This is a genomic window from Pseudomonas sp. 1 (genome assembly GCF_056626735.1).
The window spans coordinates 134,583-150,360 of the sequence record NZ_JBWXMQ010000006.1 but is presented as its reverse complement, the minus strand read 5'-3'; the positions used below and the strand labels follow the sequence as shown (position 1 = coordinate 150,360).

General features: G+C 60.0%; 17 protein-coding genes and 1 pseudogene. 6 read left to right on the top strand and 12 right to left on the bottom strand.

What is annotated here, in order from left to right; genetic code table 11:
* Positions 1-96 precede the first annotated feature (96 nt).
* Genes cyoE through cyoA form a run of 5 tightly spaced genes read right to left on the bottom strand, consistent with a single transcriptional unit; the run spans position 97 to position 4,935 of the window.
* A complete protein-coding gene (gene cyoE / locus AC1MDC_RS11200; RefSeq protein WP_039765651.1) occupies positions 97-984 on the bottom strand; it encodes a heme o synthase in 888 nt (295 codons plus the stop codon).
* Between the two features lie 10 nt (positions 985-994).
* Positions 995-1,330, bottom strand: coding sequence for a cytochrome o ubiquinol oxidase subunit IV (gene cyoD, locus AC1MDC_RS11195; protein WP_011335842.1), 336 nt, complete (start codon positions 1,328-1,330; stop codon positions 995-997).
* Positions 1,330-1,956 carry a cytochrome o ubiquinol oxidase subunit III gene (locus tag AC1MDC_RS11190; RefSeq protein WP_007956720.1) on the bottom strand — a complete coding sequence of 209 codons (627 nt, stop codon included), beginning with the start codon at positions 1,954-1,956 and terminating at the stop codon, positions 1,330-1,332. Before AC1MDC_RS11190 ends, cyoD begins: the two co-directional genes overlap by 1 nt.
* A 3-nt stretch (positions 1,957-1,959) precedes the next feature.
* Positions 1,960-3,990 carry a cytochrome o ubiquinol oxidase subunit I gene (gene cyoB / locus AC1MDC_RS11185; protein ID WP_085699894.1) on the bottom strand — a complete coding sequence of 677 codons (2,031 nt, stop codon included), beginning with the start codon at positions 3,988-3,990 and terminating at the stop codon, positions 1,960-1,962.
* A gap of 3 nt (positions 3,991-3,993) precedes the next feature.
* Positions 3,994-4,935, bottom strand: a complete 942-nt coding sequence (cyoA, locus tag AC1MDC_RS11180) for a ubiquinol oxidase subunit II (RefSeq protein ID WP_085606895.1) — start codon at positions 4,933-4,935, stop codon at positions 3,994-3,996.
* Between the two features lie 347 nt (positions 4,936-5,282).
* Between cyoA and AC1MDC_RS11175 the strand changes: the two genes are divergently transcribed.
* Positions 5,283-5,618, top strand: coding sequence for a hypothetical protein (locus AC1MDC_RS11175; RefSeq protein ID WP_139832617.1), 336 nt, complete (start codon positions 5,283-5,285; stop codon positions 5,616-5,618).
* 141 nt (positions 5,619-5,759) lie between these two features.
* On the opposite strand, the gene AC1MDC_RS11170 is transcribed toward AC1MDC_RS11175, so the two are convergent.
* From AC1MDC_RS11170 to hmpA, 3 genes are all read right to left on the bottom strand, one after another.
* Complete coding sequence (locus AC1MDC_RS11170; RefSeq protein ID WP_007956723.1) at positions 5,760-6,269, bottom strand: disulfide bond formation protein B; 510 nt, start codon at positions 6,267-6,269, stop codon at positions 5,760-5,762.
* 25 nt (positions 6,270-6,294) lie between these two features.
* Positions 6,295-6,855 (bottom strand): ester cyclase, encoded by a 561-nt coding sequence (locus AC1MDC_RS11165; protein ID WP_085701770.1) that lies wholly within the window; start codon positions 6,853-6,855, stop codon positions 6,295-6,297.
* Between the two features lie 223 nt (positions 6,856-7,078).
* Positions 7,079-8,260, bottom strand: a complete 1,182-nt coding sequence (gene hmpA / locus AC1MDC_RS11160; protein WP_480393004.1) for an NO-inducible flavohemoprotein — start codon at positions 8,258-8,260, stop codon at positions 7,079-7,081.
* Positions 8,261-8,423: 163 nt separating this feature from the next.
* Here hmpA and norR point away from each other — a divergent pair, with 163 nt between their 5' ends.
* The 5 genes from norR to AC1MDC_RS11135 all read left to right on the top strand — a co-directional run bounded on the left by norR (position 8,424) and on the right by AC1MDC_RS11135 (position 12,815).
* The gene (gene norR, locus AC1MDC_RS11155; RefSeq protein WP_085700815.1) at positions 8,424-9,977 is read left to right on the top strand and encodes a nitric oxide reductase transcriptional regulator NorR; all 1,554 of its coding nucleotides are present in this window, start codon (positions 8,424-8,426) and stop codon (positions 9,975-9,977) included.
* 123 nt (positions 9,978-10,100) lie between these two features.
* A complete protein-coding gene (locus AC1MDC_RS11150) occupies positions 10,101-11,003 on the top strand; it encodes a chemotaxis protein CheV (protein WP_085700816.1) in 903 nt (300 codons plus the stop codon).
* A 27-nt stretch (positions 11,004-11,030) separates the two neighbouring features.
* Positions 11,031-11,489: a GNAT family N-acetyltransferase gene (locus tag AC1MDC_RS11145; RefSeq protein ID WP_480393046.1), complete on the top strand. Its 459-nt coding sequence runs from the start codon at positions 11,031-11,033 to the stop codon at positions 11,487-11,489.
* A gap of 171 nt (positions 11,490-11,660) precedes the next feature.
* The gene (locus AC1MDC_RS11140) at positions 11,661-11,978 is read left to right on the top strand and encodes a hypothetical protein (RefSeq protein WP_480393003.1); all 318 of its coding nucleotides are present in this window, start codon (positions 11,661-11,663) and stop codon (positions 11,976-11,978) included.
* Between the two features lie 87 nt (positions 11,979-12,065).
* Positions 12,066-12,815, top strand: a complete 750-nt coding sequence (locus AC1MDC_RS11135; RefSeq protein ID WP_227233486.1) for a YkgJ family cysteine cluster protein — start codon at positions 12,066-12,068, stop codon at positions 12,813-12,815.
* Here the strand turns inward: AC1MDC_RS11135 and AC1MDC_RS11130 are convergent.
* From AC1MDC_RS11130 to AC1MDC_RS11115, 4 genes and pseudogenes are all read right to left on the bottom strand, one after another.
* Positions 12,812-13,876 carry a methyl-accepting chemotaxis protein gene (locus AC1MDC_RS11130; protein ID WP_413541600.1) on the bottom strand — a complete coding sequence of 355 codons (1,065 nt, stop codon included), beginning with the start codon at positions 13,874-13,876 and terminating at the stop codon, positions 12,812-12,814. The two genes, AC1MDC_RS11135 and AC1MDC_RS11130, sit on opposite strands and share 4 nt — an antisense overlap.
* A gap of 243 nt (positions 13,877-14,119) precedes the next feature.
* Positions 14,120-14,401: pseudogene (locus AC1MDC_RS11125) on the bottom strand (PAS domain-containing protein); the annotation flags it as partial.
* Positions 14,402-14,548: 147 nt separating this feature from the next.
* A complete protein-coding gene (locus AC1MDC_RS11120; protein WP_227233490.1) occupies positions 14,549-14,776 on the bottom strand; it encodes a hypothetical protein in 228 nt (75 codons plus the stop codon).
* Between the two features lie 133 nt (positions 14,777-14,909).
* Positions 14,910-15,269 carry a DUF6124 family protein gene (locus AC1MDC_RS11115; RefSeq protein WP_480393002.1) on the bottom strand — a complete coding sequence of 120 codons (360 nt, stop codon included), beginning with the start codon at positions 15,267-15,269 and terminating at the stop codon, positions 14,910-14,912.
* Positions 15,270-15,778 lie beyond the last annotated feature (509 nt).

Sequence of the window (15,778 nt, the reverse complement as noted above, 5' to 3'; positions counted from 1 at the left end):
TGTCGGCGACAATTGACGTCGTTTCTCCAGCATCCGAGCAACAAAAAACCCCGCTCATCTCTCGATGAACGGGGTTTTTCGTACAGCGTTCGAACCTTACGGCGCGTACGTCAACAGCAGCTCGGTCGGCACCTTGAAGTCCAGGGACATCATGACGCTCAACGCGGTGATGGTGAAGATCGAGAACACGAACAGCTTGCGTGCCCAGACCGTGTCATCCACCGCCTTGTAGCCGGTCCAGGCCATGTACAGCCAGTACATGCCCATGGCCGCGGCGACGGCGAGGTAGCTCATGCCGGCGTAGCCGCTGAAGGTCAGCATCAGGGTCGCCACGAGGAACGCCAGGATGTAGAACAGGATGTGCTTCTTGGCCACCTGGATCCCGCGCTTCACTGGCAGCACCGGAATCGATGCGGCCAGGTAATCGTTGAAGCGGAAGATCGCGATGGCGTAGGAATGCGGCATCTGCCACAGACTGAACATCACCAGCAGGGTCAGCGCGGCCATGTCGAAGCTGTTGGTCACGGCCACGTAACCGATCACCGGCGGCATGGCGCCCGACAGACTGCCCACCAGCGTGCCGTGAACCGACTTGCGCTTGAGGTACAGGCTGTAGAAGCCGACGTAGATGATGAAGCCGATCACGGCGAACAATGCAGCCAACGGGTTGGCCACCTTGTACAGCAACGCAACGCCGGCGACACCCAGGACGGTCGCATAGACCAGGGCCAGTTTCAGGGAGATCAAGCCCTGGACCAGCACCCGGTTCTTGGTGCGTTCCATCTTCAGGTCGATGTCGCGGTCGATGCAGTTGTTGAACACGCAACCGGAGGCCACGACCAGGGAAGTGCCGATCATGGCGGCCAGGAACACCGCCAGATCTACATGCCCTTTCGAGGCCAGGAAGAACCCGCCTGCCACAGAAAGCACGTTACCGAAAATGATCCCCGGTTTGGTGATTTGGATAAAGTGCTTGAGCGACATCGGGTTTACCTCACTTCGCCATCATGTAGGTGTGGATGCTGAACATGATCCACAGCGACAGACCGACCAGCAGCACGATCACGATGGCCGTAAAGACGAACGCAATCACGTTGTTACGTTGAGCGATGGAACGGTCCAGGTGCAGGAAGTAATACAGGTGAACGATCACCTGGATCACGGCGAACAGCAGGACGATTGCCAGCGTCGTCGACTTCGGCAGGGTTGGGTACATCACCAGGCCGAACGGGATGACGGTCAGGATTACCGACAGGATGAAGCCGATGGCGTACGACTTTACGCTGCCGTGGCCAGCATCATGGCTGTCATGGGAGTGTGCATTAGCCATTACAGGGTCCCCATCAGGTAAACAACGGTGAATACGCAGATCCACACCACGTCCAGGAAGTGCCAGAACAGGCTCAGGCAGCTCAGACGGGTCTTGTTGGTCGCCGTCAGGCCGTGCTTGTTGACCTGGTACATCATGATGCCCATCCAGATCAGACCGGCGGACACGTGCAGACCGTGGGTACCGACCAGCGTGAAGAACGCCGACAGGAAGCCCGAACGGCTAGGACCGAAGCCCTCGGAGATCAGCAGGTGGAACTCGTTGATCTCCATGGCGATGAAGCCTGCGCCGAGCAGGAAGGTCATGAACAACCAGCCCAGAACCTGCTGCTTCTTGCCCTTGTACAACGCCAGCATGGCGAAGCCGTAGGTGATCGAACTGAACAACAGCAGAGCGGTTTCGCCCAGCACGTATGGCAGTTCGAAGATGTCGTGGCCCGACGGGCCACCGGCGACGTTGTTTACCAGTACCGCGTACACCGCGAAGATCGACGCAAACAGAATGCAGTCGGTCATCAGGTAGAGCCAGAAACCGTATACGGTCATCTCGCCCGAGTCGTGGTGATGGTCATCGTGCCCATGGTCATGACCATGGGCGTGTCCAGCATTGGTCACTAAGTTCGACATTGTTTAAGCCTGTTCCAACTTGGTTTCAACACGGGTTGCGGAAGCAGGGATCTTCCCGGCCGCTACCAGACGCTTGTGCTGCTCGGCTTCGATGCGCTCGATCACATCGACCGGCACCATGTAGCCCTGATCGTCACGTGCTGCGTGGATCACGAAGTAGATGACAGTGCCGGCCAGGCTGGCGATCGCCAACCACCAGATGTGCCAGATCATCGCGAAACCGAACACGGTCAGCAGTGCGCCCATTACCACGCCAGTGGCGGTGTTGTTCGGCATGTGGATCGGTTCGTACTTGGCCGGAGCCTTGTACGCGGTCCCGTTTTCCTTGGCCTCGGTGAACGGATCGATGCAGTCTGCTTTTGGCAGTACAGCGAAGTTGTAGAACGGAGGTGGCGACGAGGTCGACCATTCCAGGGTATGGGCATTCCACGGGTCACCGTGTTCGCACATGTTTTCCGGCTTGTTGCGGTCACGTACCGACACGTACAGCTGGATCAGCTGGCAAGCGATACCCACAGCGATCAGGATCGCACCGAACATGGCAACGTACAGGTACGGTACCCACTCAGGGTTGGTGGTGGCGTTCAGACGACGGGTCATGCCCATGAAGCCCAGAGCGTAGAGCGGCATGAACGCGACGAAGAAGCCCGAGATCCAGAACCAGAACGCTGCTTTACCCCAGCCTTCGTGCAGCTTGAAGCCGAACGCTTTCGGGAAGTAGAAGCCGAAGCCTGCGATGTAGCCGAATACCGCGCCGCCGATGATCACGTTGTGGAAGTGAGCGATCACGAACAGGCTGTTGTGCAGAACGAAGTCAGCACCCGGGATGGCCAGCAGTACGCCGGTCATGCCGCCGATGGCGAAGGTCACCATGAAGCCCAGAGTCCACAGAACCTGGCTGGTGAAGCGCAGACGGCCCTGGTAGATGGTGAACAGCCAGTTGAACAGTTTCACACCCGTCGGGATGGAAATCAGCATCGTCGCCAGACCGAAGAAGGCGTTGACGCTCGCACCCGAACCCATGGTGAAGAAGTGGTGCAGCCAAACCATGAAGCCCAGTACCGAGATCGCGCCCGAAGCGTAGATCATCGAGTGGTGGCCGAACAGTTTCTTGCCGGTGAAGGCCGAGATCACTTCCGAGAAGATGCCGAAGGCCGGCAGGATCAGGATGTAAACCTCAGGGTGGCCCCATGCCCAGAACAGGTTGACGTACATCATTGGATTGCCACCAAGTTCATTGGTGAAAATGTGGAAATCCATGTAACGGTCAAGGGTCAGCAGTGCCAGGGTAGCGGTCAGGATCGGGAACGAAGCCACGATCAGAACGTTTGCCCAGGTGCAGGTCCAGGTGAAGATCGGCATGTCCATCAGCTTCATGCCCGGGGTACGCATTTTCAGCACGGTCGCCAGGAAGTTAACCCCGGTTAACGTTGTACCCAGACCCGATAGCTGTAGCGCCCAGATGTAGTAGTCCATCCCCACGCCAGGGCTGTATTGCAGACCCGACAGCGGTGGATAGGCAACCCAGCCGGTCTTGGCGAATTCGCCGACGCCCAGGGACAGGTTGATCAGCACGACGCCGGACACCAGCAGCCAGAAGCTCAGGGAGTTCAGGAACGGGAACGCAACGTCACGCGCGCCGATCTGCAGCGGCACTGCAAGGTTCATCAGGCCGGTGAAGAATGGCATCGCCATGAAGATGATCATGATCACACCGTGAGCGGTGAAGATCTGGTCATAGTGTTCAGGTGGCAGGTAGCCAGGCGAACCCTCGGTGGCCATGGCCAGCTGGGTACGCATCATGATGGCGTCGGCAAAGCCGCGCAGCAGCATGACCATGGCGACGATGATGTACATCACGCCGATTTTCTTGTGGTCGACCGACGTCAGCCACTCGGTCCACAGGTAAGTCCACTTCTTGAAGTAGGTGATTGCAGCGAACAACGCCAGACCACCGAGCGCGATCATCGAGATGGTGACCATCACGATCGGCTCGTGGAAAGGGATCGCTTCCCAACTTAATTTACCAAACATCGTTTACTCCTCTGCCCCGGCAGCTGAATGCGAATTCGAGTCCATATCCGTTGCCGCCACTTCTTTCTCTTTCTTCTCGTGCTTCAGCGGCTTGCCCGGTTTCATGCCTTCGTACTTGTCGACGATGGTCTGGAACAGGTTCGGCGTGACCGAGGAGTAGAGCTCGACTGGATTGTTCTGGCTTGGCTTGGCAAGGGCTGCGTATTCAGCTGGTTCAAGCTGTTTAGGTGCCTTTTTGACTTCACTTACCCAGGCGTCGAAATCTTCCTGAGAAGTTGCGATCGCTTTGAATTTCATACCGGTGAAACCAGCGCCGCTGTAGTTGGCGGAGATACCGTCCATTTCAGCGTTGCGGTCAGCGATCAGGTGCAGCTTGGTGGTCATGCCCGCCATCGCGTAGATCTGGCCGCCCAGGCCCGGGATGAAGAACGAGTTCATCACCGCGTCCGAAGTGATCCGGAAATTAACTGGCGTGTGCGCCGGGAACACGATCTTGTTGACCGTGGCGATGCCTTGTTCCGGGTAGATGAACAGCCACTTCCAGTCCAGCGCGACCACTTCGATGGTCACAGGCTTGACGTCGGATTCGATCGGACGATACGGATCCAGCGAGTGGGTCGACTTGTAGGTGATGTAACCCAGGGCAATGATGATCAGCACCGGGATGGTCCAGACTGCCACTTCGATCTTGGTCGAGTGCGACCATTTCGGGGTGTAGACGGCATTCTTGTTGGAGGCGCGGTACTTCCAGGCGAACAGGAAGGTCATGACGATGACCGGCACAACAACCAACAGCATCAGCAGCGTAGCGGTGATGATCAGGTTGCGCTGTTCCAGGCCGACCTGGCCCGTTGGATTGAGCAAGGTCATGTTGCAGCCTCCCAGCAACAACGTGCCGAGCAGCGGCACTAGGCCTAGTAATCTGGGGTACCTGTTTTTACTCATCTCACGACCTCTAAAGCAGCTTGCGCAATGCAGTTGGGTTTTGATCGCCAACACTTCACCCTGCCAAGGGTTGGCATTTTCTTTGGATTGAATAAGGGCCGCCCGTCGCGCGTCAGACGCTCGACAAAACCTGGGACAGCGTTCAGTTCTTATTCGAATTCGTGGTCAAAGGCCTTGTTACAGACCAATTCCATTTGGTGCGGAAAGTTGGAAGGCACCGACACCTGGGTGTCTCGCATGCCTCTCGGCTGCTCGACACCCGACTTCCTGCTCGCCTCCTTAATAAAGGCTGAACAGTGCCGGGAATTCAGTGCGGGCGATTGTAGATAGGTAGCGCCCTATACACCATGTCTTATCCCGAAATAATTTTTATCGCTCAGAGCAACAATCCATCACCGTTTTTGCAAAAGTTCCGCATGTTATCGAAATCGATTCTCAACAAAAACACCAAAAAATGTAGGTCTATCGGCATCAGTTCAGACAGCTCCGAGGGCTTTTTCCCACCGCGCGATCCGCGCAAAGCCCGATATGCCAAGGCTTTTGGCCATCTGTCGGAGTCTGTTAAAACTGCCTGTTCCGGCACACGCGTGCAAAAACCGAAAAACGCTGAAACAGACCAATCCTTTTTTGTAACAGCACTCCAATCCGGCCCTGTGAATCGCCCTGCGACAGGGCGTGTGTGACAACATGTCGCACACCTGTCGCACCCTTCCTTGCCGTTCGTCACGGTGTTTTCACACAGACCCTGAAATGCAAAACGCCTCGAGTCGCATCACTGCAAATCGAGGCGTTTGTTTTATCGGCGCAAGCGCCGAAAAGTTGATTCAGCGCAGTGCTTTTCGGTTACGCGAGGTCAGCAGCGGCACCAGAATCACCACCAGCACGAAGGCCACCAGTGCCCATTGCGCCAGCGACAGGCCAAGGATCGGCGGGTACGGCGTCGAACAGAAACCGTCGACCTGGAAGCCCAGCGGGAAGATCTTCGCCAGCGGCAAATCATCGACGATCGGCTGCAACACATCGATGCCGCAACTCACCGCCGGATAAAACTGGGTGTACACGTGATGCCCGGCAACACCGGCCCCGGCGATGGCACAAATCACCACCAGCACCTCAAACACCGTGATGCTGCGGCGGGTGCGCATGGCCGCGCCGATGAACGCGAACAGCGCGATCAGCAGCAACGCATAACGCTGCAGGATGCACAGCGGGCACGGTGCCTCGCCCAGCACGATCTGCATGTACAGCGCGCCGCCGATCAGCGCCAGGCAGATGATGCCCAGCAACACCAGATAGCGCCGCTCACGTCCCAATCGAATCGTTTCCTCGCTCATCGCGTTTCCCTTTCATGTCCATGGTTCAGCTGGCCGGCGGCTGCGCTTGCAGTTGCGCCATCAGGCTGATGTTGTCTTCGATATGCCAATTGGCCGCGATGCGACCGTTGTCGATCTGATAGATATCGGTTGCCCGGAAGTCTACACGCTGGCCCTGCCCTTTGAGAGCCTTGAACGTGCCGGTGAAATGCCCGCGAAAGTGCAGATGCACCACCACGCGATCCCCGGCGACGATCATTTGCTCGATCTCGCAACTCAAGTCCGGCACCGCCGTGCGAAAGAACTTCGATGCCAGCAGTGGCCCGGTCGGCCCCTGCACCCGGCCTTCCGGTGGAGTCTTGTCGACAAACTGCGGCGACAGGGCCGCAGTGGCCAGCGCCTCTTCGCCGGTGTTCCAGAAACTGCCGTAACGCCGTGCCGCCAGTTCCATCGCATCACGCTGCGCCTTGGGCAGGCTCTGATCGACGATCAGGGTCCGGGGTTCGATCAAGGCGGACTCGGCAAAGGCAAACGGGCTGGACAGCAAGGCAACCGACAGGCCTAACGTGGCCAGGCTGAAACGACGGGAAGAGGCGAAGTGCGACATGGGGCGATCCTGATCATGTAAACGAACGAGCGCCTATCATCAGCATCGGGGAATAAACGATAAACCGGTTAAGAAACGATTAACCTTTAAACAGAATTTAAGAATCAAGACCGCATAACGGCCAATCGTCGGATCGCCGCCCGGAGCAGGCTCGCTCCCACAACGGATTGCATTCCAGTGTGGGAGCGAGCTTGCTCGCGAATGAAGGCGACTCGATTCCGGATTATTCCAGAGCAGCAGCCGGCCCGAAGAACTCATACCGGCTCTGCTTCTCCGGCACGCCCAGCGCCTTCAGATGACGCTTGATCGCCCCCATGAAGCCTTTGGGCCCAAGGAAGTAGGCGTCCACATCACGCTCCGCCGGCAACCACTCGCCCAGTTGCTCCTCGCTCAACAACCCGACCTTGTCCGCCGCCGGGCTCACGCCGTCATCTTCGGCGTAGCAATAGAAGCGCTTGAGCTGCGGATGACGCTCGGCGAGCCCGTCGATCCAGTCACGGAACGCATGCACGCTGCCGTTGCGGGCGCTGTGGATGAAGTAAACCGGACGCTCGGTTTCCAGTGCCGCTTCCAACATCGCCAGCGTCGGCGTGATACCGACGCCGCCGCTGATCAGCACCAGCGGTTTGTCGCTGGCAGTCAGGGTGAACTCGCCCGATGGCGGGAACAGTTGGATGCTGGAACCAACATGCAACTGATCGTGCAAATAATTGGAAGCTCGGCCACCCGGTTCACGCTTGACGCTGATGCGGTACTGACCTTTGTTGGCCAGGGCCGACAGCGAGTAGTTACGGCGGATTTCTTCGCCGTCGAGCATCAGCGTCATGCCGATGTACTGACCGGGCTCGGCTGCCAGGATCGGGCCCTTGTCCGCCGGCTCGAAGTAGAACGAAGTGATTTCCGCACTCTCTTCGACCTTGGCTGCGACGATGAACTCCCGCGCCCCGCGCCAGCCGCCGACGGCTTGCTCTTTCTGGTCATAAATGGCGGTTTCGGCGCCGATCAGGATATCGGCCAACTGACCGTAGGCCGCGCCCCAGGCGTTCATCACTTGCGGGGTAGCGATCTCTTCGCCGAGCACTTCGCTGATCGCGCGCAGCAGGCAGGCGCCGACGATCGGGTAGTGTTCGGGCAGAATTTGCAGGGCCACGTGCTTGTTGATGATCTTGGCCACCAGATCGCCCAACTGGTCGAGCTGATCGATGTGACGGGCGTACATCAACACGCCGTTTGCCAAGGCGCGAGGCTGGTCACCGCTGGCCTGGTGAGCCTGGTTGAACAGCGGGCGGACTTGCGGGTATTCGGAGAGCATCATGCGGTAGAAATGGGTGATCAGCGCTTCACCGCCGCTTTCCAGCAGAGGCACAGTGGATTTGACGATGGCACGATCCTGGACGCTAAGCATAAGGGTGACTCCTGAGCTTTCTCTAAAAGTGCCTTATCCATTCCATCAATCGTGCCAACTATTTTTTCTATATAAATCAATCATTTGAAAATTATGTAGTCAGATCGACACAAGCACCTATATAGTCGCTTCGACTACAACATGTCTCTTTGACTACAAGCCCATGTCCGCCAAATCATTGCTCACCGCCCTGCTCCCCCTGGTCTCCGACCTGTCCCGCGAACTGCCCGAAGGCGAGCGCTACCGACGCCTGCTCGAAGCCATGCGCGCCCTGCTGCCGTGCGACGCTGCGGCCCTGCTGCGTCTCGACGGTGAATGGCTGGTGCCGCTGGCGGTGGACGGTTTGAGTACCGATACCCTCGGCCGCCGCTTCAAGGTCAGCGAACATCCGCGTTTTGAGGTGCTGCTGGCCGGCGAAGGGCCCACCCGCTTCGCCGCCGACAGCGATCTGCCCGATCCGTATGACGGACTGGTCGACGGCCTCGACGATCACCTCGAAGTTCACGATTGCCTCGGTTGCCCGTTGTTCGTCGATGAAAAACTCTGGGGGCTGATCACCCTCGACGCCCTCGATCCCGAACGTTTCGAACCGATCGAACTCGACGCCCTGCAAGCCTTCGCCAGCCTCGCCTCGGCCACGGTCAATGCCGCCGAACGCATTGAGCGCCTGGCGATTCGTGCCGAGGACGAACACCAGCGCGCCGAGGTCTATCGCCAGGCCAGCGGCCAGCAGAACCGCGAAATGATTGGCCAGAGCAAGGCGCATAAACGGCTGGTGGAAGAAATCAATCTGGTCGGTGGCAGCGACCTGACCGTGCTGATCACCGGCGAAACCGGGGTCGGCAAAGAGCTGGTGGCCCAGGCGATCCACGCCGCTTCCAAGCGCGCCGACAAACCGATCATCAGCCTCAATTGCGCAGCCCTGCCGGACACGCTGGTGGAAAGCGAACTGTTCGGCCATGTGCGCGGCGCCTTTACCGGCGCCACCAGCGACCGACGCGGCAAGTTCGAACTGGCCAACGGCGGCACGCTGTTTCTGGATGAAGTCGGCGAGTTGTCGCTGACCGTCCAGGCCAAGCTGTTGCGGGTGTTGCAGAGCGGCCAGTTGCAACGTCTGGGTTCGGACAAGGAGCATCAGGTCGATGTGCGCCTGATCGCCGCGACCAACCGCGACTTGGCCGAAGAAGTGCGCAGCGGCCGCTACCGCGCCGACTTCTACCATCGCCTCAGCGTCTACCCGTTGCGGGTGCCGGCACTGCGTGACCGGGGGCGCGACGTGTTGCTGCTCAGCGGCTATTTCCTGGAGCAGAACCGCTCGCGCATGGGCCTTAACAGCCTGCGCCTGAACAGCGACGCCCAGGAAGCGCTGCTGGCCTACACCTGGCCGGGCAATGTGCGGGAACTGGAGCATTTGATCGGACGCAGCGCACTGAAGGCGCTGGGTAACTGCAAGGTGCGGCCGAAGATCCTCAGCTTGAGCGCGATGGATCTCGATCTGCCGCGCGAGATTGTGGATAACTCGCCGGCGCCGTCCGAAGCGACTGCCACTGCGCCATTGATCAGCGGTGACCTGCGTGCAGCCACCGAGCAGTATCAGCGGCAGTTGATCAGTGCAGCGCTTGAGCGCAATCAGGACAACTGGGCCAGCGCCGCCCGCGAACTGGGGCTGGACCGGGCGAACCTGGGGCGGCTGGCCAAGCGGTTGGGGATGAAATAAAAGTCCCGCCGTCGGATTGGCGCCAGAATCCCTAAAGCCTGCCGGTTACAAGTCGATAACCCGGCATCGATACCTGCTGGCGATCCGTGCGATCGCCGCTCACCTTTTCCACAGAAGGTTTTTATGTCTTCCAACAAAGCCCGCGCAGATTCACTTTCGCTTCTGCTGTTTACCTTGCGCAGCGGCAAGCTGATGGCGATCAACCTGCTGAAGGTCAGTGAAATCATTCCCTGCCCGCCGTTGACCAAGCTGCCGGAGTCGCACCCGCACGTCAAAGGCATCGCCACCCTGCGCGGTGCTTCGCTGTCGGTGATCGACCTGAGCCGCGCCATCGGCGAGCGGCCGCTGGAAGATCCGAACGGCGGCTGCCTGATCGTCACCGACGTCAGCCGCTCGAAACAGGGCCTGCACGTGCAGGCGGTGAGCAAGATCGTGCATTGCCTGACCACCGACATCAAACCGCCGCCGTTCGGTTCCGGTGGTTCGCGCGCCTACATCACCGGCGTGACCTCGGTGGACGGCACGCTGGTACAGGTGCTGGACATCGAAAAAGTCATCCACGGCATCGCCCCGGCGCAGATCGAAATGGCCCCGACCGAGCTGAGCATGGAAGACGCCGAAGTGCTGGGCAACGCGCGAATCCTGGTGGTCGACGACAGTCAGGTGGCGCTGCAGCAATCGGTGCACACCCTGCGCAACCTCGGCCTGCAATGCCATACCGCGCGCAGCGCCAAGGAAGCCATCGACTGCCTGCTGGACCTGCAAGGCACGGCGCAGCAGATCAACCTGATTGTCTCGGACATCGAAATGTCCGAGATGGACGGCTACGCCTTCACCCGCACCCTGCGCGAAACCCCGGACTTCGCCCACCTCTATGTGCTGCTGCACACCTCGCTGGACAGTGCGATGAACAGCGAAAAGGCCCGCCTCGCCGGGGCCAACGGCGTGCTGACCAAGTTCTCCTCGCCCGAGCTGACTCACTGCCTGATCGAAGCGGCCAAGCATGTCGCCGCTCACGGCCACTGAGTCTTGAGCGAGACATTCTGCTTTCTGATGCGGCGCGACCTGAACCAGGACGTGCCGGCCATCGAATGGCCGAACAGTAGCGAGCTCACCCCCTACAGCGCCGAACGCGCAGCCGCCGTGCATGAACTGATGCTGATCGGCTACCGTCAAGGCGGTGGTCGGGTGCCGGCGCTGGACGTCTGGCAACAGCAGTTCGAAAACGATCCGGAATACGATCCGGCACTGTGTTTCATTGCTAGCGATGCCGCAGGCGTCATCGGCGTGGCGCAATGCTGGACCAGTTCCTACATCAAGAATCTGGTGGTGCATCCTCGCGCCCAGGGCCATGGACTGGGTCGGGCGTTGCTGCTGCATGCGTTCAAGGTATTTCAGGATCGGCGTGAAGGGTTTGTCGACCTGAAGGTGCTGGAAGACAACCATCGGGCGCTGAGCTTGTACGAAAGGTCTGGAATGTATGTGGTCCGCCGGGAACTGGTGCCGGACTGACAGACTGCCATTGCTGGCAAGCCAGCTCCCACAGGTTTCCGGGTGCTTGCAAAATCTGAATACGTCATCAATCCCCTGTGGGAGCGGGCTTGCCCGCGATGACGGCCGCAAGACAACTTTCCTCGCTCAGGCATACTCCAATCCTGGACTGAACCCAAGGATGCCCGAACCATGAAACGCCTCGCCCTCTCCGTACTTTGCCTCATCGCCCCGTTGGCCCACGCCTCCAGCCCCGACGCCTGGGCGACCTACGACAAAACCGTGCTCGCCAGTTGCACCAAGGCCAGCGGCCTGAAAAACGCCAAACCAGTCGGTAACGCCGCGCAATTCGATGACCGCGTCGGCTACACCGCGCTGTTGCTGCAAGGCCAATACCCGCAAAAACACATGAAGGGCCAGCAAGGCACCGAGCTGTGCCTGTACAACAAGAAGTCGAAAACCGCGTTCGTCACCGAATGGGACTCGATCCGCCCGACCGCCAAACCCTGAGCGAATGGCGCACAACTTGCTTCACTCCGGGCCTGTACGGCGGCTTTATGTCGCCGATTCACACCCTGATTGAAGATTGCCCGCTCAATGAATACGACCTTTTCCTGCGTAGGCTGCGGCAAATGCTGCACCGATCACCATGTGCCCCTGACCCTGGCCGAAGCCCGTATGTGGGCGGCCGACGGCGGTCAGGTGATCGTGCTGGTGGAGGCGTTTCTCGCCAACGGCCTGGGCCTCCCGGAACAGCAGCGCGAACATGCGCAACGTCGTTCGGCGGTGGTGCGCAGCGGAATGTCCGACGCCCATGTGGCAATCACTTTTGCCGCCTACAACGTCGGCCCCTGCCGGAATCTTGACGAAGACAAACTGTGCCGCATCTACGAGCGCCGGCCGTTGGTGTGTCGCATCTATCCCGCCGAAATCAATCCGCACATTGCGCTGAACCCTGCCGCCAAGGACTGCCCGCCGGAGTCGTGGGAGCAAGGGCCGGACCTGATCGTCGGTGGTGAACTGGTGGATCAGGAACTGCTGACACTGATCCAGCGCTCCCGTCAGGCAGATCGCGACGACATCCGGATCAAGGATGCGATCTGCGGTTTGCTCGGCATCCGCACCACCGCGCTCAAGGGCGACGGGTTCACCGCATACCTGCCGGACATGAGCGCGTTTGCCTCGGTGATCGATCAGGTCACGTCGCAGCCACTGACTGCCGGCCACAGCGAATGGCTGTTCCATGTCTCCGGCGACGACATCGCCGGGCAAGTGCGCGCGGCCGGAGCACAAGTGGTGTCCGAGCCGCCGCAGACTTACGCGTTCATTTCGTTGCGGGCGGCCTAAACGCCCTGCCGCCGCCCCCAGAACTCCCGCGCCAGCGAACGCAAATCCCCCGCCAGCCCCGCCACATCCTGTGAGTTGAGCTGGCTCTGGCGCCCTTCATCCACAGTCAGCTCGCAAGCCGTGCGAATGCTGACGATGTTGCGGTTGATGTCCTCGCTCACCGCGCTCTGTTCTTCGACCGCTGCGGCAATCTGCAGACTCATCTCGGTAATCTGCTCGACCCGCCCGCTGATCCCGTCCAGCGCCCGCGCCGCACGTTGCGCCTGTTCGACGCTGTTATCCACATGCTCGCTGCTCTGCTGCATCACCAGCACCGCATCCCGCGCACCGTTCTGCAGGGTGCTGATCATCCGTTGAATCTCGTTGGTCGACTGCTGGGTGCGCTGGGCCAGCCCCCTCACCTCGTCGGCCACCACCGCGAACCCACGCCCGGCATCCCCGGCCCGGGCCGCTTCGATCGCCGCGTTGAGCGCCAGCAGATTGGTCTGCTCGGCGATGCTGCGAATCACCTCCAGCACCCCGGAAATCTCGCTGCTGTGGCCTTCGAGCTGATGAATCACCTCTGTCGCCCGGCCCAACTCTTCCGCCAGTCGCAACACCGCACTGCGACTCTCGCCGACCAACAGATGCCCCTCACGGGTTTCCGTCCCCGCCATATCAGCCGCCACCGACGCTTGCTGCGCATGGCTGGCCACCTCCGCCACACTGGCCGCCATCTGATGAATCGCCGCCGCCACCTGATCGGTTTCCGCCTGCTGCGCCAGCGTACTGGTATGACTGCTGTGCAGATGATCGGCCAACTGCGCCGCATGCCCGGCCAGCCGTTGCGACGCATCACCGATCCGCCCGACCACCGCACCGACCTGCGCTTCAAGCATCTGCAAGGCAAACTCGATCTGCCCGAACTGATCCCGCCGCCCGGTATAAATGCCCTGGCTCAACGGGTTATCAGCAATCACCCGAGCACGCTCGGTCAGCCGCTCCAAGGGCCCCAGTAACCAACCCACGCCCAGCGCACACGCCCCACTGCCAGCCACCAGCGCAGCGGCTTCGATGCCCATGGATTCAGGCCGCAGCCAGGCTTCCATCCCCAGCACCACCGCCAGCACCGAACTGGTCAACGCCATGATCTTCGCCCGCAAACCCAACACCGGCAGCCGCTGCCACCGCGCCACCCGCCCCTCGCGCAACTGCGCATACGCCCGCTCCGCCGCCGCAATCTGCCGTGCATCCGGCCGCGTGCGCACCGACTGAAACTCCACCGCCGCACCATTCTGCGTAACCGGCGTGACATAGGCACTGACCCAATAGTGATCACCGTTCTTGCAGCGATTCTTCACCAGCCCCATCCACGACCGCCCGCGCTTGAGCGTCTGCCACATATGGGCAAACGCCTGCGCGGGCATGTCCGGATGACGCAGCAGGTTATGCGGCGTGCCCAGCAGCTCATCGCGGCTGTAACCGCTGATCTTGATGAAGTCGTCGTTGGCGTAGGTGATCGCGCTGGTCAGATCGGTGGTCGAGAGAATGTTCGCATCCGGCGCAACATCAACATTGCGCCCGGTCACCGGGAGATTGATCTTCATGGAAAGCGCGCTCGTTTTATTGGAAAGAGTCGGCAGGGCTGCTGACTCTAAGCGCACTCATCGGTTAAACGTTGATCTGGCTCAGGAACTGAGCAATTAGCCATCACTGTGACCGAAAATCACAGCGACGGCCGAGGCCGGAATGAATCAGCGCTTGCCCATCGAACGGCGCGTGCCCGACGGCGCCACACCCGGGGTCCTGGCGTGACGGTCACCGTCCTTGCCCTTGAACTGCGGCTGCCTGGCGCCTTTGGCGGCGGCCAGCTCACCTGGCTTGAACGGAAACTTGAAGGCAGGAATGGTCGGTTTGGATTCGCCGGCCTCGGCCAGCTCTGCCGGGACATCGCTCACAGCGTTGTCGATTGGGGAAGTCATGAAAGCTCCGGGAAGCAAAAGTCCGGCCCGGTGGATGAGCCGCGAAGGCGCGCAGTATACCTGCGCGCGCAGACTTTAAAGAGTCCCCGAAAGGGCATGACCGGTGCCTTTTCGGGACTCTTCGACTAGCGGATCACGTTGGCGGATCAACCCGATCCAGCGCCCGATTCACTGCAAGCTCAGCCAGCATGATGATCTGCTGGATCCCGAGCGCCGTACTGCGCTGCGGGCTTGTGAGTTCGTTGGCGAAATTGCTGGCGATGGTACTGGCCGAGGCCAGGGATTCGCAGGCATTGACCAACAGGCTTTCGGTATCGACGTTGGGAGTGACCATGTACATCGTGCTCGGGCGTGGTTTCGAGGGCTTCGGGCAAAGGTAATAGTCGAGGGCGCGTTTGATGGCTTCGCGGTTACGGGCGAGGTCTTCGGCGCGCATGGCTTCTTCGAGGGGGGTGGGGGATTCGTAGGGTGGATCGGGTATCAGTTTGTCCATGAAAAACTCCTACTTGGCTATGGAGCCATCCCTCGTCGTTTCCACACGACAAAAGGTGGCAGCTGTACGCAGGGTGGAAAACCGATAAGTAGGCAACCGGCCAGACCGAAGTCTGCCTGCGCACAGCCGCCGCGACGCAGTTTGCAGACGAAAGAAGACGTCGGCAACGGTTACGGGGAGAAGCTTTGCAACTACTTGAAATCAGGTTTCCACACCTGTTCGCTGAATTGGCAGCGACAGCCAAAGACTAGAGAGCGTGCTTCCGACGGACAACCTGAAAACCTTGTGGGAAGGTTCAGTGAATCCCACACATCTTTAAACATTCGAAAATGGAACGCGGAGCGTCCCGGGCTGCATTCCCACGCGGAGCGTGGGAACGATCAAAAGCACTGCAACAACAAACGGTACCCCCCCCCCCACATTTCCAAACATCCGAAAATGGAACGCGGAGCGTCCCGGGCTGCATTCCCACGCGGAGCGTGGGAACGATCAGAGCAAAAGCAGTCCGC

Coding starts and splice junctions, on each gene's coding strand:
- AC1MDC_RS11115 (WP_480393002.1), bottom strand. CDS start 15,269: ATGGACAAACTGATACCCGATCCACCCTACGAATCCCCCACCCCCCTC.
- AC1MDC_RS11190 (WP_007956720.1), bottom strand. CDS start 1,956: ATGTCGAACTTAGTGACCAATGCTGGACACGCCCATGGTCATGACCAT.
- cyoA (WP_085606895.1), bottom strand. CDS start 4,935: ATGAGTAAAAACAGGTACCCCAGATTACTAGGCCTAGTGCCGCTGCTC.
- AC1MDC_RS11120 (WP_227233490.1), bottom strand. CDS start 14,776: ATGACTTCCCCAATCGACAACGCTGTGAGCGATGTCCCGGCAGAGCTG.
- cyoE (WP_039765651.1), bottom strand. CDS start 984: ATGTCGCTCAAGCACTTTATCCAAATCACCAAACCGGGGATCATTTTC.
- cyoD (WP_011335842.1), bottom strand. CDS start 1,330: ATGGCTAATGCACACTCCCATGACAGCCATGATGCTGGCCACGGCAGC.
- AC1MDC_RS11130 (WP_413541600.1), bottom strand. CDS start 13,876: ATGGGCATCGAAGCCGCTGCGCTGGTGGCTGGCAGTGGGGCGTGTGCG.
- AC1MDC_RS11165 (WP_085701770.1), bottom strand. CDS start 6,855: ATGTCGCACTTCGCCTCTTCCCGTCGTTTCAGCCTGGCCACGTTAGGC.
- AC1MDC_RS11135 (WP_227233486.1), top strand. CDS start 12,066: ATGAATACGACCTTTTCCTGCGTAGGCTGCGGCAAATGCTGCACCGAT.
- AC1MDC_RS11175 (WP_139832617.1), top strand. CDS start 5,283: ATGTCTTATCCCGAAATAATTTTTATCGCTCAGAGCAACAATCCATCA.
- AC1MDC_RS11150 (WP_085700816.1), top strand. CDS start 10,101: ATGTCTTCCAACAAAGCCCGCGCAGATTCACTTTCGCTTCTGCTGTTT.
- AC1MDC_RS11145 (WP_480393046.1), top strand. CDS start 11,031: ATGCGGCGCGACCTGAACCAGGACGTGCCGGCCATCGAATGGCCGAAC.
- cyoB (WP_085699894.1), bottom strand. CDS start 3,990: ATGTTTGGTAAATTAAGTTGGGAAGCGATCCCTTTCCACGAGCCGATC.
- norR (WP_085700815.1), top strand. CDS start 8,424: ATGTCCGCCAAATCATTGCTCACCGCCCTGCTCCCCCTGGTCTCCGAC.
- hmpA (WP_480393004.1), bottom strand. CDS start 8,260: ATGCTTAGCGTCCAGGATCGTGCCATCGTCAAATCCACTGTGCCTCTG.
- AC1MDC_RS11170 (WP_007956723.1), bottom strand. CDS start 6,269: ATGAGCGAGGAAACGATTCGATTGGGACGTGAGCGGCGCTATCTGGTG.
- AC1MDC_RS11140 (WP_480393003.1), top strand. CDS start 11,661: ATGAAACGCCTCGCCCTCTCCGTACTTTGCCTCATCGCCCCGTTGGCC.